This window comes from Crinalium epipsammum PCC 9333 (genome assembly GCF_000317495.1).
GTDB classification, from domain to species: Bacteria; Cyanobacteriota; Cyanobacteriia; order Cyanobacteriales; family PCC-9333; genus Crinalium; species Crinalium epipsammum.
Window position 1 is genome coordinate 1 of the sequence record NC_019753.1, and the last position, 17,325, is coordinate 17,325.

General features: G+C 39.7%; 13 protein-coding genes. 8 read left to right on the plus strand and 5 right to left on the minus strand.

The genetic code is table 11. The features are described 5' to 3' along the window. The first annotated feature begins 60 nt into the window (after window positions 1–60). The 7 genes from dnaA (at window position 61) to CRI9333_RS00035 (ending at window position 8,664) form a co-directional block, all read left to right on the plus strand. Window positions 61–1,428 carry a chromosomal replication initiator protein DnaA gene (gene dnaA, locus CRI9333_RS00005; protein WP_015201153.1) on the plus strand — a complete coding sequence of 456 codons (1,368 nt, stop codon included), beginning with the start codon at window positions 61–63 and terminating at the stop codon, window positions 1,426–1,428. Between the two features lie 287 nt (window positions 1,429–1,715). Continuing rightward, on the plus strand, window positions 1,716–2,873 hold the full coding sequence (gene dnaN, locus CRI9333_RS00010; RefSeq protein WP_015201154.1) for a DNA polymerase III subunit beta: 1,158 nt from the start codon (window positions 1,716–1,718) through the stop codon (window positions 2,871–2,873). 68 nt (window positions 2,874–2,941) lie between these two features. Continuing rightward, window positions 2,942–3,127: a hypothetical protein gene (locus tag CRI9333_RS00015; RefSeq protein WP_041225796.1), complete on the plus strand. Its 186-nt coding sequence runs from the start codon at window positions 2,942–2,944 to the stop codon at window positions 3,125–3,127. Between the two features lie 269 nt (window positions 3,128–3,396). Continuing rightward, entirely contained in the window at window positions 3,397–4,809 is a 1,413-nt protein-coding gene (locus CRI9333_RS00020; RefSeq protein WP_015201155.1) for an ISNCY-like element ISCep2 family transposase, read from the plus strand. A gap of 439 nt (window positions 4,810–5,248) precedes the next feature. Beyond that, entirely contained in the window at window positions 5,249–7,267 is a 2,019-nt protein-coding gene (locus CRI9333_RS00025) for a DNA methyltransferase (RefSeq protein ID WP_390370051.1), read from the plus strand. Between the two features lie 265 nt (window positions 7,268–7,532). Then, the gene (locus CRI9333_RS00030) at window positions 7,533–8,540 is read left to right on the plus strand and encodes an Rpn family recombination-promoting nuclease/putative transposase (protein ID WP_071881103.1); all 1,008 of its coding nucleotides are present in this window, start codon (window positions 7,533–7,535) and stop codon (window positions 8,538–8,540) included. Further along, window positions 8,506–8,664, plus strand: coding sequence for a DUF4351 domain-containing protein (locus CRI9333_RS00035; protein ID WP_083890008.1), 159 nt, complete (start codon window positions 8,506–8,508; stop codon window positions 8,662–8,664). Before CRI9333_RS00030 ends, CRI9333_RS00035 begins: the two co-directional genes overlap by 35 nt. Window positions 8,665–8,877: 213 nt before the next feature. Here CRI9333_RS00035 and CRI9333_RS00040 read toward each other — a convergent pair whose 3' ends face one another. From CRI9333_RS00040 to CRI9333_RS00060, 5 genes are all read right to left on the minus strand, one after another. Continuing rightward, window positions 8,878–10,050 carry a TRC40/GET3/ArsA family transport-energizing ATPase gene (locus CRI9333_RS00040; RefSeq protein WP_015201157.1) on the minus strand — a complete coding sequence of 391 codons (1,173 nt, stop codon included), beginning with the start codon at window positions 10,048–10,050 and terminating at the stop codon, window positions 8,878–8,880. A 43-nt stretch (window positions 10,051–10,093) separates the two neighbouring features. Then, window positions 10,094–10,477: a DUF2358 domain-containing protein gene (locus CRI9333_RS00045; RefSeq protein ID WP_015201158.1), complete on the minus strand. Its 384-nt coding sequence runs from the start codon at window positions 10,475–10,477 to the stop codon at window positions 10,094–10,096. A 98-nt stretch (window positions 10,478–10,575) separates the two neighbouring features. Beyond that, a complete protein-coding gene (locus CRI9333_RS00050; RefSeq protein WP_015201159.1) occupies window positions 10,576–11,136 on the minus strand; it encodes a hypothetical protein in 561 nt (186 codons plus the stop codon). A gap of 238 nt (window positions 11,137–11,374) precedes the next feature. Beyond that, entirely contained in the window at window positions 11,375–12,646 is a 1,272-nt protein-coding gene (locus CRI9333_RS00055; protein WP_015201160.1) for a DUF4912 domain-containing protein, read from the minus strand. Window positions 12,647–13,443: 797 nt separating this feature from the next. Next, a complete protein-coding gene (locus tag CRI9333_RS00060) occupies window positions 13,444–15,882 on the minus strand; it encodes an IMS domain-containing protein (RefSeq protein WP_015201161.1) in 2,439 nt (812 codons plus the stop codon). Window positions 15,883–16,204: 322 nt separating this feature from the next. Between CRI9333_RS00060 and pdhA the strand changes: the two genes are divergently transcribed. Beyond that, the gene (gene pdhA, locus CRI9333_RS00065) at window positions 16,205–17,239 is read left to right on the plus strand and encodes a pyruvate dehydrogenase (acetyl-transferring) E1 component subunit alpha (protein WP_015201162.1); all 1,035 of its coding nucleotides are present in this window, start codon (window positions 16,205–16,207) and stop codon (window positions 17,237–17,239) included. Window positions 17,240–17,325 lie beyond the last annotated feature (86 nt).

Below are 17,325 nucleotides of genomic sequence, written 5' to 3' on the forward strand. Positions count from 1 at the left end.
TAATACTATTCTGGTCTCTGCGGGTGGAAAATATCAAAGTTAGCGGTTGGAGGTAAGTCTGTGAATCTATCCCTTGAACAACTGTGGAACCAGGTATTGGAACGTTTGCAGCTACAGTTAAGCCGTCCTACCTTTGAAACTTGGATAAAAACTGCTAGTGCTGAACAACTAGATAATAACTGCTTGGTAATCTCCACTCCCAACCCGTTTGCGCGAAATTGGTTGCAGAAGTACTACATCAAAACTATTGCTGATGTAGTACAAAGTATTCTGGGTTATCCAGTAGAAATTTACCTCACAGTTGATGGAGGAGATAAAACTTTTACTACTGGCGAGGCAGAATTATCATGGTCTTTACCTCCCACGCAAAATATTCAAGAAACGCCAACTCACCGCCCTCGACCAACACAATTAAATCCTAAATACGTTTTTTCAAGGTTTGTTGTTGGTTCTAATAATCGTATGGCTCATGCTGCTTCTTTGGCAGTGGCAGAATCTCCAGGGCGCGAGTTTAATCCTCTATTTTTATGTGGAGGTGTTGGTTTAGGAAAAACTCACTTAATGCAAGCAATTGGTCACTACAGATTAGAAATTTCTCCTGATTCCAAGATATTTTATGTTTCTACTGAGCAATTTACTAATGATTTAATAGCTGCTATTCGTAAAGACAGTTTACAAACTTTTCGCGAACACTATAGAGCAGCCGATGTTTTATTAGTAGATGATATTCAATTTATTGAAGGAAAGGAATATACCCAAGAGGAATTTTTCTATACTTTTAATACTTTGCATGAAGCCGGAAAGCAAGTTGTCCTAGCTTCGGATCGACCTCCTAATCAAATTCCGCGTTTACAAGAGCGTTTATGTTCGCGTTTTTCTATGGGGTTGATCGCAGATATACAACGCCCTGATTTAGAAACAAGAATGGCAATTTTACAGAAGAAAGCAGAATATGAAAATATGCGTCTTCCGCGTGATGTGATTGAATATATTGCTACTAATTATACATCAAATATTCGTGAACTTGAGGGAGCATTAATTAGGGCAGTAGCATATATTTCAATTTCAGGATTAGCTATGACTGTGGATAATCTTGCGCCAATTCTTAACCCAACAACTGAGAAGGTGCAAATTTCCCCGGAGGCGATATTAATCACCGTTGCAGATGCTTTTAATGTTTCTATTGAAGATTTAAAAAGTAATTCTAGGCGTAGAGAAATTAGTTCAGCAAGACAAATTGGGATGTATTTGATGCGTCACCATACGGCTTTAAGTTTACCCAGAATTGGAGAAGAGTTTGGAGGGAAAGACCATACTACGGTAATGTATAGTTGCGAAAAGGTTGCCCAATTGCGGGAAAGTGATCCTGATGTGGCTCAAAAGTTACGCCAGTTAGTTGATGCACTGAGGGCAATTTCTCAACGTTAATGTAGAACCCCACCCCCTAGCCCCCTCCCCGTTGACGGGGAGGGGGAAATTTGAAATTTATGAAGTTTTACACATCTTTTCCACAGGTTGGGATTCGGGAAAATAGCGATCGCACAATTCTTTTTACAAAGTTTTCCACATTTTCCCCAAGTGGATATGGTACAAAAATATTGATGAAATTGACTATTGAGTGCTTGCTAAGGTAGAAAAGTCTTTGTGTTTGCTACAATCAGCAAGCTTATAACTGTAGATGTTTGAGCGATTCCCAGGCAGAAAAGAGAAATTCAATGAAACTGGTTTGCACGCAAAATGATCTGAGTACTAACCTATCGTTGGTTAGCCGCGCTGTGCCATCGCGCCCGACTCATCCGGTGTTAGCAAATGTGAAGCTGGAAGCGCATCAGGATACTCAGCAGGTAAGCCTGACGGGGTTTGATCTTAGTCTCGGCATTCAGATAAAGTTTGCGGCGCAAGTAGAGGAAGGTGGGCATCTTACTTTACCTGCTAAGTTGCTAAATGATATTGTTTCCCGCTTGCCAGATGGAGAGATTACGCTGGATGATGAAGTGGGAGATGCGATCGCAACTATCACTTCTGCTTCTGGGCAATATCAAGTGAGAGGTATGGGAACAGAAGAATTCCCTGAATTGCCTGTAGTAGAAAATGCTGAACCAATTAATTTATCAACTAGCGCATTGCTAGAAGGTTTAAAGGGTTCGTTGTTTGCAACTAGCCCTGATGAAACTAAGCAGGTATTAACAGGAGTTCATCTGACAGCAAAACAGGATAGCTTAGAATTTGCTGCTACTGATGGACACCGTTTAGCAGTTGTTGAGACTACTAACCAAGATGTCGCGGAAGGGGAAGAACCTCAGTCTAACCATGATATCGAAGAATTTGAAGTAACTGTTCCAGCTAGGGCATTGCGGGAACTGGAAAGGATGGTAGGAACTCGACAAGTAAGTGAGTCACTAACCTTATATATTGATCAAGGACAAGTAGTTTTTGAGTTGGCTAACCAACGCATAACCAGTCGGACGTTGGAAGGACAATATCCTAATTATCGTCAGTTAATTCCAAGTACGTTTGAGCGACAAATAACGCTGGATAGACGACAATTATTAAGTGCGCTGGAAAGAATAGCTGTATTAGCTGATCAGAAGAATAATCTGGTTAAGTTTACGATAGATAGTGATAATCAGCAGGTGTCTTTATCAGTAGAAGCGCAGGATGTTGGGAAGGGGCGAGAATCTTTGCCTGCACAGGTTAGCGGAGATAATATAGATATCGCTTTCAATGTTAAGTATTTAATGGATGGGTTGAAAGCGTTACCTGCTGCGGAGATTCAATTGCAGTTGAATGGGGCAACTAGCCCAGTAATTTTAACTCCTTTGGGTGGGTTGAAGATGACTTATTTGGTGATGCCTGTGCAGATTAGGACTTGAGGAAGTCTACGCCCTAGCCCCCTCCACGTCAACGGGGAGGGGGCTTTTTATTTGATGATTAAATTTGTTTGGGTAAAAGTGCTATTGCTGCTAAATATATTTTACTTACTAAACTTACTTGTTATTTTAATATTTTTGCAGAAGGATTCAACAAAACAGGAGATTTTTTAGCTAGTATCCACCAAAAGTTAATTAAGCGTTATTCTCTCCAAAATGCCGAGAACGCTGATTTACGGACTTTACTACATCAATAAAATCAGGTAGCATAGACTGAGTTACTTAAAATTTTAAGATTAAGTATATATGCTTTCAAAAAAGCTTTTCGGTAATATAAATTTTCAATCCTTAAATCACTGGACTTTAGACTAGTTCCCGGTGCAAAACTTCCTGCGATCGCCACTTAGGAACCACTTGATAATCATTCTCATCTAAAAGAGAGCATGAGGAAATACTCTATTGCTGTTTTCTGATGTCTATGGCTTAGAATATCTGGCAGCCATCAAATTTGATCATAAACACTATTGTGTTACGTCAAAAATATACCATTGATCCTCGCTTCAGCCGTCTACTGAAATTAAGCGGATTGAATAATGCGGAATTAGATGAGATTGATAAGATTTTAGGAGATAGACAATTATATGAATACCTAGAATCTGATTTATCAAAACGTTATCCTAAAACCAAGGAAACAGGTAGAAATTCCACTCCTGTAGAAGTTATATTCAGGTTACTGGTTCTGAAACATCTCTACCAGATAAGTTATCAAGAGATTCTTAATCGTGTTAATGAAAATTTAGTATTAAGGCAATTCTGTCGAGTCTACTTCAATCAACTCCCTAGTAAAAGTACATTGATTCGCTGGGCGAATTTAATTAAAGCTGAAACCCTTAAGCAATTTAATCAACGTCTTACTGAGTTAGCAACGCAATTAGAAGTTACCCAAGGTGAAAAGGTTAGAACTGATGGTACAGTTGTATCAACCAATATTCACTTTCCTTCTGATAATAGCTTATTGGTAGATGGAGTGAGAGTTTTAAATCGTCATATTCAACACGCTAGAAAATTAATAATAAAGCAAAATATTCCTACTGATCACCGCTTGTTTCAAAACCGCCATCGCACTGCTAAAATTATTGCTCGAAAAATAGATGATTTATCTAGAACTCGAACTCAAGCAGGAAGTGATAAAAGAAAATTACTTTACCAAAAGTTATTAGATGTAGCATCAGCTACCTTAAAGCAAGCCCAGCAAGTTAAAGCTATTTTACACAACGCTATTGGCAAAGATGTAAACAAATTATCCAAAACATTCCAGCTATTTATCAATCGTGTTGAACAAGTTATCAATCAGACATTTAGACGGATAGTGGGGCAAGAAAAAGTCCCATCTTCTGAAAAAATTGTCAGTATTTTTGAAAGCCATAGCGACATTATTTGCCGTGGTAAACAGAATGTATTAGTTGAATTTGGTCATAAAGTTTGGTTAGATGAAGTAGATGGCGGGATTATTAGTAACTACCGCGTTCTCAAAGGAAATCCTCATGATACCCAACAACTTCCTGAAACTATTGACCAACATCTGAAACAATTTGGTCATCCCCCTAAGCAAATTTCGGCTGATCGAGGTGTTTTTTCGAGCCTTAATGAAAATTATGCTAAAAGCCAAGGAATTAAGCAAATTATTTTACCTAAGCCGGGATATAAATCAAAAGAACGGCAGATACAAGAGAAAAAAAGAAGTTTTTATTTAGGTCGTTGTTGGCACAATGGTGTTGAGGGGCGTATTAGTTTTCTTAAACGTTGTTTTGGGTTCCAACGTTGTTTATATCATTGTGAAGAGGGTTTTGAGCGTTGGGTAGGTTGGGGTATAGTTGTACATAATTTTTTGATGATAGGACGAACTTTAATTCATAAAAAAAGCATTGCTTGTGAATGAATTAAATTTGCATCGCTTTTTGAATCAATATTACATACCAATAAAAAACAAGATATATGAGTTAAGGATTTTTCTTAATTCTTCATTCTAATTTATTAGTAGCTAGTAAATTTAATAAACCCTTAAAGGTTTATGTCTTAATGAAAATTTCATTGTCGGTCAGGAATGATAATGATTATCAAGCGGTTACTAAGTGGCGATCGCAGAAGTTTTGCACCGGGAACTAGTCTAAACTCCAGTAAATCAAAATCCAGATTTTAAAGAAGATAGTGTAAGAGAAATAATTATACTTCCTATCATCAAAGCACTTGGCTACGAGCAAGAAAATATAGTTCGCAGCAAGACTTTACAGCACCCATTTTTAAAAATTGGGAGTAAGAAACGAGCTATAAACCTTATTCCTGACTATATTTTAAAAGTTGAGAATAGTTTTGCTTGGGTGCTTGATGCTAAAGCTCCTAGTCAAAACATAAGAAATGGAGACAATGTAGAACAAGTTTATAGTTATGCCACTCATCCTGAAATTAGAAGCAATTATTTTGCTCTTTGTAATGGCTTAGAATTTTCGCTTTTTAGAACTTTAGAAACCAATACACCTATACTACTTTTTTCTATTGATGAAATAGAAAGTTATTGGGAAACGCTAAATTCCTACTTGTCGCCTCTCAGTTTTCAGGCTGGCAAAAGTTTTACATACGAGACTACAAAATCACCTATCAAGCTCACAGCCAATTTTGACTATAGTAGCCGACCTTTGCTCAAAGAAATTGCTGTTAAAAAGCAACAAGCAAAAAGACATTTTGGGGTTCATGGTTATTTCACAAAACAATCTTGGAATGTGGTTGCTGAATATATCAAAAACTACAGTCAGCCTGGTGATTTAGTGCTTGATCCTTTTGGAGGTAGCGGGGTTACAGCAATTGAAGCTTTGATGAATAATAGAAAGGCTATTAGCATAGATATTAATCCAATGGCTGTATTTCTGGTGCAATCATTGATAGCACCTATAAATCAAAATGATTTTACGGAAGCTTTTGAAAGAGTAAAGACTGAATATCAAAATCAAGAGCCAGTTAGCGAAAAAGATATTGACAAAGCTTTAGAAAAATATCCTTATCCTCAAGGAATTGTACTCCCTAAAAGTTCTGATGTAGACACAATTGAGGAATTATTTACAAAAAAACAATTAGCTCAGTTAGCTTTATTAAAATCCATTATCCAAAAAGAGACAAATATTAATATAAGAAGCTCATTGATGTTAATGTTTTCTGGTCTGCTTACAAAAGCGAATTTGACCTATCATACAACACCAAATAAGCCTCGCGAGGGACAGGGTGATTCTTCCGCTTTTAGGTATTACAGGTATAGAATTGCTCATTCACCCGTAGACATTGATATTTTTACTTATTTTAACCTGAGATTCAAAAAAGTAAGTTCTGCAAAAAAAGAAATAGAATATTATATCAACCAAAATACTATTTCTAATATAGAAATTTTTAAGGGTACAGCAACTGATTTAAGTTTTATTCCACAAGAAAGTGTGGATTATATATACACCGATCCGCCTTACGGCAAGAAAATTCCCTATCTAGATTTATCAATAATGTGGAATGCTTGGTTAGACTTAGAAGTAACTGAATCAGACTATGAGCAAGAAGCAATTGAAGGTGGAGAAAATCAAAAAACCAAGAAACAATATAATGAATTGATTTCACAAAGCATTAGAGAAATGTACCGAGTACTTAAATATGACCGATGGTTGTCTTTTGTATTTGCACATAAAGATCCTGAGTTTTGGGAATTAATTATTAATACAGCAGAAAGCTGTGGTTTTGAATATATTGGTGCTACACCTCAAAAAAACGGACAAACAAGCTTTAAAAAGAGGCAAAACCCTTTTACAGTGTTATCTGGACAATTAATCATTAATTTTCGGAAAGTTCACAGTCCAAGAGCAATTATGAAAGCTAATCTTGGTATGGACACTGCTGATATTGTGATCCAGACAATTGAGGGAGTTATCGCAAGAGACAACGGTGCAAACCTTGAGCAAATTAATGATGAGTTAATTATTAAAGGCTTAGAGCTTGGTTTCTTAGATTTATTAAAAAGGGAATATTCAGATCTCACTCCTATCTTAATGGAAAATTTCAATTACAACGAAGACACGGAATTGTTTACTCTAAAGAAAAATTCCAAATTTAAGTCGCATATTGATGTAAGATTGAGGATTAAATATTATTTGATTAGCTATTTAAGAAGAATGGAGCGAGAAAAGAAAAACGCACATTTTGACGAAATAATATTAAATACTTTACCACTTTTGAAAAATGGAACTACACCAGAAAATCAAACAATTTTAAATATTTTAGAAGACATTGCAGAACGTAATGGGGATGATAGTTGGATCTTAAAAAAAGAAGGTCAATTAGAACTATTTAAAACAGAACTATTCTAATAACCTATACTTCTTCTCCTTTCGCTTCCACCCCAAAAATAGAGGGTAAAAGTGCAGGAATGGATGGTGTGATCGCATCATCAGATAAAAGTGCGATCGCATCATCCATAAATTATCCCTGATTAGTCCGTGCAGGCGGGCTTCGTGTGTATAGCAGCAGGTTTCAACCTGTAGGTTATGAAAATGTGTAGAGAAGAAGTGCGATCGCCTAATTCATCAACTTCTAGTAAACTATCAAAAAGACTAACTTTATAAACTTATACCCTTGGCTATAGATAACATTTGTAAATATCTAGCTGAACAATATCCTGCGGAATTTGCCAGTTGGCTATTAGCAACTCAAATCACTGATATTCAGGTACTAAAAACCGAACTCAGCGTAGAACCAATACGTGCTGATTCCTTAACTTTACTGCAAAGTGCCAACCAAATTCTGCAAATTGAATTTCAAACCCTACCTGCATCAGATCCCCCGCTACCATTCAGAATGCTGAAATATTGGGTAAGACTCTATGACGAATATAGTTCTCCCATAGAACAAGTAGTAATTTTCCTCAAGCGCACCAACTCCCCATCTGTATTTACAGATACCTTTGAAGAAAGGAACACTAGACATAGATATCGAGTAATTCGCTTGTGGGAACAAGATGCAGAAGCACTTTTAGCGAACCCAGCACTATTACCCTTAGCTACTCTAGCTCAAACTAATTCTCCTAATACCTTATTAGAAGAAATAGCATCCAGAGTAGCTATGATTGAAGAACCAGATCAACGACAAGAAGTCACCGCCTGTGTAGAAGTTTTGGCAGGTTTAAGGTTTGAAAAAGATTTAATCCGTCAGTTATTTAGAGAGGAAAATATGCAGGAATCTGTAATTTATCAAGATATTCTCCAAAAAGGATTGCAACAAGGATTACAGCAAGGATTGCAACAAGGATTACAGCAAGGATTGCAGCAAGGATTACAACAAGGAGAACTTGCTGTAATTCTGCGTTTGCTTAATCGTCGCTTTGGAGGTGTTAATCCCGATATACAACAGCGTCTCCAAAGATTATCAACTTCACAATTAGAGAGTTTAGGAGAAGCGATATTAGATTTTGCTCAACTAAATGATTTAACGATTTGGTTAGATGAAAAGGAATTTAAAAAAGGAAAATATGCAGGAATCTGTGATCTATCAAGATATCTTTCAGAAAGGATTCCAGCAAGGTTTACAACAAGGAAGACTTGTTGTAATTATGCGTCATATCAATCGTCGCTTTGGAGGTGTTAATCCCGATATACAACAGCGTCTACAGAAATTATCAATTCCACAATTAGATGATTTAGGAGAAGCACTGTTAGATTTTTCTCAACCAAACGACTTAACTAGATGGTTAGAGGAACAAGGCTTTTAACTGTTCTTAGTTTAATTAGGTTGAGATATTTAATAAGTGCGATCGCATACTCATAACTCACCATCAATTTTAAAGCCCGCGCAGGCGGGCTTTGTTTATATAGCCCCAGGTTTCAACCTGTAGGCTAATCCGAAAAATCACCTATTCTATTCATAAATCATGCCTCTCTTACTCCCCCTCCCTGCTTGCGGGGAGGGGGGCTGGGGGGTGGGGTTATGAAAACTTAATTTTCAAATAATCCTCATCCATCTTCGCCCCAGAAGGCTGCAAAGCCGCTAACGCTTGTGGCAATACTAAATTCCGGCGATGATTACCAATCCTAATATTTAACTCATCACCAGTCTTAGTTAATTGCACTTGCTCTTTAGGAACCCCTGGCAAATAAAGTTCTAAACTGTATTGATTATTAACTTGAACCACCTTAAGAGTAGTTTCTTTGTAATAAACTTGTGATGGATCTTCATCTTTATAAAGCAAGTCTTTCAACCGCTCTAATGCAGGCAGTCCACACATTTCTTCCGAAAAAAGCGGAATTTCTTTCACAGGAAGAGGACTAAAGTTTTCGTGAATTTCTTCACGATATTGTCGCTGATTTTCCTTCCAACGTTTGAAAAATGGATCAGTTACTTCTTCAGGAATAATCCGATTTGCTACTATTAAATCAGTAGCAACGTTATACAAACATAAGTAAGAGTGAGCGCGTAAAGATTCTTTAATCACCATCTTTTCTGGATTTGTTACCAGTCGCACTGAAGTTAAAGTATTATCAGTTAAAATCTTTTCCAGCCCTTCAATTTGTTGATAAAACTCATACGGTGCATCCATTACCTCTTTATTAGGTAAAGAAAAACCCGCAATTGGTTTAAAAAAAGGTTCAACAATTGGTCTGAGTGCGACAGATACAGCTTGAAATGGCTTATAAAAACGCCGCATATACCAGCCACTTACTTCTGGTAAACTCAACAGACGCAAAGCAGTACCAGTCGGCGCTGAGTCGATAATAAGAACATCAAAATCGCCTTCATCATAGTGGCGTTTCATTCTCACCAAGCCAAAAATCTCATCCATACCTGGGAGAATGGCTAACTCTTCAGCTTGGACACCTTCTAATCCCCGCGCTTGCAAAACTTGAGTAATGTAACGCTTGACTGCGCCCCAATTACCTTCCAGTTCCATCAAAGCATCAAGTTCTGCACCCCATAAATTCGGTTTCACAAGTCGGGGTTCATGCCCCATTTCCAGATCAAAACTATCTGCTAAAGAGTGTGCGGGGTCAGTACTCAACACTAAAGTTTTATAGCCCAATTCAGCACACCGTAAACCAGTAGCGGCGGCTACGGAGGTTTTACCTACTCCCCCTTTGCCAGTCATTAAGATTAAGCGCATGGATAGTTAAGCCCCGCCTGAGAATTAGTTACATTTATTTACTTTAGCTTTTGTAGGGCAGATGTTGCGTGATTACGTCGAAGCGGGAACAATCCCAGTAATCTATATGGCTATCAATTAGTTTCTCAGCATTGAGATGTAACTCACTCCAGCCAGGAATAGCTATGCGAGGTTTCCAAGGTAGAGGGGTAGTCCAGCTAAGTGTCCAGCGAGTTTTTATGGTGTCTCCCAACTGGTTAATCTCATGGAGGTCAAGTTGAGGATTAATAAACCATTGATTGATAAAACGAATCATTTGTTTATATCGCTCAACGCCTCGAAATTTATTAAGCGGATCTTGAAAATAAACATTTTCAGCATAAATGCTATAGGTTTGATCAACTGGGAATTTTTGGTAGTCTTGTTTCAAGATTTCAATAATGTCCATGCCAAAGCCGAAAAGTGAGGATTAATTATTACTAGAGCATGGGAAGGGGATAAATAAAGCTGAGAAGCTGCTGATAACTAAATTCGCCAGTATAGAATTTATGCTTCTGTCCACAAACGTTCCAATTGCCGTCGCCATATAGCTAATACTTGTTCACGCGCCTGACTTCCTTGATCTAATTCACCCATCATTCCTTCTTCATAGAAGCGGTCTAAAGTTTGCATAGTTGCTTCTAGTGATTGCCCTTGAACTTTAGCAACTTGGACGATTTGCCGAATACGTGCTTCCACAAATTGATTGAAACTGTCGGATAAACCCCGCTCATTTAGAGAAAGCAGACGCGCGATCGCATCATTAAAATCTGCTACAGTCAAACTCTCTCGATTATGCTGAAAAACCCCCCACAATACTCCTTGATGAAAGGCATAGCGAGTATCCTGAGTATCATCAAAATTAGATTCTAATATTTGTTCAATAAAAGGTTGAGCTTCTTCTGCCCGTGTAATCGGAATTATTGCTCGTAACCAAGATTGATCATCTGAAAGCAGCACTAATATCCGAAACTTAGGCTCCTCTACCTGCCATAATCCTTCTCCTGGAGTTTGCACGGTTGAACCAAATAGTTTGGTAAGAGTACTGGTAATTTCTTCAGGTGTCATAAATAGTAATGAATTGTCAGTTCTTAGTTGTTATAGCAATTTGTAATCTGATCAGTAATTGGCTGATGGCAGAAATCGCGTATTTTAAAACTGCTGGAATACTAATACTGATGAGGGATGCTAAGAGTTTGTTGACTATTCAAGAAAATACAAAAATCCCCCGAACTTAATCGAGGGAAATCTTAGGAGGTAAGGTAAAAAGAAAAGGATATTAAGCTAACTCAGAACTCAATACTAATTAAACGAGCCATTCTGGAACAGCTTCTTCTTTAGTATTAGTATTGCGGTCAGGGGTTTCGCGGTTGAACCTCATGTGGATAGAGCGAGTTTGCTCACCATCAGACGCTACTGCCATAATTGGGTAATCAATCAAGCCATCTTGGAAGGACATCTGGAAGCGGAATGTACCATCAGGATTTAGCTTAATTGGACGACCGCCGATAGTAACGGTGGCATCAGGTTCAGTGGCACCGTAAACAATCAACTCAGCATCAGCAACTAACCAGAACTGGCGAGGACGGATAGATGGCGCAGCACCGAAACCAGCCCCAGACATTCCTACACCAGACATATTTAAGCCAGAAGTAGTGGGAACTGCCCACATACCCACGCCAGAAGGGAAGACGTAGGAACTGATTGCTTGTTCGTGAATAGGTGCTTGTTGCATTGAACCGTACAATGAACCCGCAACCCTTTGAGCTTCGGCAGATTGAGCCATGCCAAAGATGTCATCGTAAATCGGGTTGCCAGTTGCATTACTTGTGCCATAGCCAGTTGCAGTACTTCCTGCTGGCGCTGCGGTTGCGGCTGCTTTCTTGCTGGGAGGAACAAGTTCTAAAATAGTTTGGCTGCGTAAATCTTCTTCCCAACTAACGGTAACGAATTGATCTTCAATCCAGTCAGAGGGATAAACAGGGGGAACGCGCACTGGTGCAGAACGAGCTAATACTAGCCAGCGACCATCTGCACAACGATAACCGATATCCACAACATAATCGCGATCGCTCACTGGCATAGGCAGATACCACTCCCTGGCAAGCTCATCGGAAGGATACTCTTGAATGCTGTGAGGGCTTTGGTACTCTATATTAATGTCAGTTACGTCATACAACCGCAGAGCTAGTTGTTGCCCACCTTGGCGACGTAATTCTTCTTTATGTTCATTTGGTATATCCCAGTAAGTATAAGCCCACTGTGGATCGCGAGGCATCAAAACAATTCTGCTTTCTCCGTAGCCAGCAGGGAGATCACCAAGTTCTTCATCTACGGATGCTAGTGTGCCGCCAGTACGATCTTCTTGACCGAGTTCAAACTTTGCTGCTTCCACTTCTTCTTGCGCCTCCAGACTACGGGGTTGACTGATTGAGAACTTAGTTTGTTGGACTTTTTGAATTTCAGCCAGTAGTTGCGATTTACGCATCCGGCTATAACGAGAGATGCTACATTCACTGGCAACTTTTCTTAGCTGCCTTAATGTCATCTCTTCTAGCGGTGGACGTTCTTTAGCCATTGATCTAATTTCCAGTAGGTTTGATGACCGTTACATCTCAAGTGAAGTTAAAACTGAGTGGACAATATGCCTCAGTTGCAAATGCCATCTGTAAATCTTTGAATCCTGATAAAGGTTGATCCCCTGTTGGTGGTGTAGCCATCTCCTGTTGACCTATTTAGCAGCGACTCCCCTAGTTTTTTCCCAAGTGGGTGAATCGCTGCGGAGCAACTCTACACCATCTTGACCAACTACAAGCTAGTAAATGGTCTTGCTTTGGGATCACGGGGATCACTTCGTTAATAATATGTAACAAAAGTTTCCCTGCGATCGTCAAGGGGTTAAGAGTACTATTACAGCTTGTTTTACGAATTTATAGGCATATTGGGGATCAAAATGTCAGGGATTCTTGACAAATAAGTTGACAAAAAGCTCTCAAAAAATTGATTGTCAAAGTTTTATGACATAAGCACCAACAGCCAAAGCTTAAAAAGTTTTGACTATTGCTGATGAAAGTAGGTGGCGATCGCTCTTATAATCTATAACTGAGAGATTTAAGAAAAGATAGCAACCGCATCTAGCCGTTAAGAGCCTATCCGAAAAATAAATAATTAGTAAAAAACATCTGCGTTTATCTGCGTTTATCTGCGGTTAAATTCTCTTAAAAGGACTTTTCCGATAGGCTCTAAGTCATTAGATTCATTGCTGTGGAGCAGGCGGTTTTTGATCGCAGATGTGAGCAGATAAACGCATATGGCGCAGATGTTTACCAGGTGTCAAGAGCCGCCTTAGATGTTGCTATATATCTCCGGCTACAGCTATTTCAAAACTTTCATATTCTTGATCCGCCATTGATTATCTTGGCGTACCAAATCATAACGAACCTTTAGCTTAGAATCGTAGGAACCAGACTTACTCAGGACACCATTTTCATAAAACTGTGCGCTTTCATCTACTTCTGCTTCCACACGAGCTTCATCTGGCTGCTCATTACTCGTTTTAACTAATTTCACTACCACAGCATGAGTATACTGCCCGTAAGAATTATTTTTCTTAGCGATCTCAGCACGTTTTTGCCAACGGGATAAAACCGGATCAACTAAAATTTCCCCTAATTGCTCAACTTGATGAGTTTCACCCATAGCTTCGGCTTTACTAGATAGCCAGGTTTCAATCACTTCAGTAGCAGTATCCTCAGTTAACAAACCATCTTGATAGCTGATAGCAGAATCTGCTGATGGAATAGGCACTGGAGGTTTGTCCAACTGTACCAGGGGTTGTTCTGCCTCTAAGATGGCATTTGGAGCAGTTTTAGAATTTGTTTGTAGTGCTCTAATTAATAAAAATCCCAAAATTCCCAAACATAAAATACCAGCCAATGTCAGGAAAATTACTCGTCTGTTATTAGCACCACGTTTGGAATGAGAGCGTGTTCTTCGTCCACTGACTGACGTTGGGGATGGCTGCAAATCATCAATACTAGAAAAAGTATCTGAGGTAAATTCAGTTCTCGGCTGTCCATTAGCTAAAGATGTATCAGCTTTTTCTCGTATTCTCGGCTGTCTTTGTCGCCTTGTTGGATTACCTTCACTGGGCAAGTTAGTATTTTTGAAATCTACACGAGGCTGCGATGGAGATGATCGTTGTGCTGTCGGTAAACTAGAAATACTACCAATAGATGATGTAGAACCTGTAGAGCTTGGTACTTGTGAAGTATAGTTAGATTTCGTGCTTGAAGACTCTAGCGCGTTACCTTGCTGGTAATCTCCAATATTTGACTGCTGTTTAGGGGCATGAGGCAGATTATTTGGTTGGGGTTCCGTCGCACCGTGAGGATTAACGTTATGTTTGCCAGTCACGCCTAGCCCTACACCATTAAATTGATGAGAGCCATTACTTGTTGTAGAGGCGAGTGCTTCTGGTGAGGTCGCGGAGGTTGGAGAGTAGGCAAATCGCTGTGCTTCAACTACAGCCCAATCATCAGCACTGTCAACTTCAGATGGCAGATTTTCTAAATAAGCTTGAATTTCTGGGTCGGCAAAGTAGTCCTTTAAAGACACTCCCTCAGTAGACAAGTCACGGAAGTGAGGAAACACCTCTGTTTGCAGCCAACGTTCACCGTAGAGACATAATCCAGGTAATAAATCTGGAGAACCCTGAGAATTTTCGCGAATAAAGACTAAGGATTGGTGTTCTTGAGAAAGTTCTAAAGCGCGGGTAGCTTGTTCTGTCTGACCTAATAACAAGGCGCACACTGCCTGTTCTAGATGAACATCCTGACGCTTACCCAAGCGCATCAACAATTGCTTGGCGCGGACAATTAAGGCTGGTTGTCGTTGACAGAAACCACGCGCCATCAAAGCATAAACTGCAAGATAGGTAGCTACAGCCGAAGGGCGTTTGGCTTCTGATTCAAATAATGCTTCTTGTTCTGCTGAAGTTAAATACCCGCGTAGTTGTTGAATAAAGCGAAGAAAGTCATCAATATTTAATCCAGATTGATCCTCACCAGCACCATCAATGCCACCCCGCTCTTGTAGCATATCTTGCAGCATAGCTAATCCATGACGGCGTTCAGCAGCATTTTCTGTTGGTAATGCCAGCAATTCTAAAACACGGTATGGGCGAAGCTTGTAGAGATCTGCTTGAATTTCACCTCTAATAGCAGGAAATAAACCTTCACTAAGTAGCAATTTTTGACCTGTTTCTAGGGAGGTAGCAGCATTTTCATACTGAGTTTGCTGCCATTGCTCTCGACCTAGTTCTAGGCAGGCTAAACCTATGGTTAAAACGATATCCGCCCGCACCAGTTGTGGCTCACCCAAACTCCCTTGATCCAAGCTAGATCTAAGGTCGCCGCTACTTAAATAAGGTCTGCTAAGTTTGAGAACAAGTTCATATTCTCCTAAATCGTAGAGAATTAACATCGCACCGACGAATTGTTCGTCAGTAATCTCTAAGCTAGGCGTAAATGGATCAACTTCAGTATTGGGAGAACTTGTGGGGTCGCTGAGATCCTCTAAAGGTTGATCAAAAGCATGATTTAAAAAATTGCCATCATAAGCAGCACGTTGTTCTGGCTCGGCTAGAACTGCATAAGCTTGATCGAGCAGTTGCCTACGGGCTGCAATCGCAACTTCCGAATATTCACGTCGCGGAAGTTGCAGGGCGCGATCGCGATAAGCCTGCTGTAATTGTTCAGTGGTAGCCTGAATCGGCAGACCTAGTATCCGGTAGTAATCGAGCGGAATTCGCACGGTTGACTTCCCCAGCGCACGCGCAACTGAATTAACGTATAGTAGCAAAATGTAAGTATATCCAATTGGCTGTGATTAAAACCTTTGTTTTAACGCAAGAGTTTTATTCTTAGCATCTTGCTTAAGGAAAACACTAGATATGGTATTAATTCTAGCAACTTTCAATAATAGCACAATAATCAGACAGTTTGATTTTAAACCCATAAGGCTACTTTACGCATTTGTGAGCTTTGCTTAATTTGGGTTTGCCTTCATTGGTTGGCTAACCACTTCTTCCCAGAAAATCTTAAGATTAGTGTTGCTGCAAGGATATTACAGAGCAATGGTTCAGGAACGAACTTTACCCGTTTTCGAGACTGCAAAAGCCAAAATCAGCCAAGAAGAAGGATTTCTTCTTTATGAAGACATGATTTTGGGGCGTTTCTTTGAAGATAAGTGCGCTGAGATGTACTATCGGGGCAAAATGTTTGGTTTTGTCCACTTATATAACGGTCAAGAAGCGGTGTCCACTGGCGTAATTAAGGCATTACGTCAAGATCAAGATTATGTTAGCAGCACGTACCGCGACCACGTTCATGCTCTCAGTGCTGGAGTACCTGCTAGAGAGGTAATGGCTGAGTTATTTGGTAAGGCTACTGGTTGCAGTAAAGGGCGTGGTGGCTCAATGCATATGTTTTCTGAACAACATCGGTTGTTGGGAGGATATGCTTTTGTGTCGGAGGGCATTCCTGTTGCTACTGGTGCAGCTTTTGCTAGTAAATATCGCCGTGACGCGGTGGGTGATGCTAGTTCTGATTTGGTAACGGCGTGTTTCTTCGGGGACGGTGCAGCTAATAATGGGCAGTTTTTTGAATGCCTTAATATGGCTGCTTTGTGGAAACTGCCTATTTTATATGTTGTAGAAAACAATAAGTGGGCTATTGGTATGGCTCACGAACGGGCAACGTCTGTACCAGAAATTTATAAGAAAGCGGAAGCTTTTGGCATGGTGGGTGTTGAGGTTGATGGTATGGATGTATTAGCGGTACGTGCTGTGGCTCAAGAAGCGATCGCTCGTGCGCGTGCTGGTGAAGGCGCTACCGTAATTGAAGCACTTACCTACCGCTTCAGAGGTCACTCACTCGCTGACCCTGATGAATTGCGGTCTAAAGCTGAAAAAGAAATGTGGTTAGCCCGTGACCCGATCAAAAAGTTGGCAGCATACATGATTGAGCAAAATCTGGCTACCCAGGAGGAACTCAAACAGATTGAACAAAAAGTTCAAGCTGTAATTGATGATGCAGTGAAGTTTGCCGAAGAAAGTCCAGAACCCGATCCTAGTGAACTCTACCGTTATGTGTTTGCAGAAGATAATTAAGTAGAACAACTTTAAAGAAACTCAAACACCCGACTTTTACCCCTTCCCCGTTTACGAGGAGGGGCATTTTGTTTATTTAGTAGGGG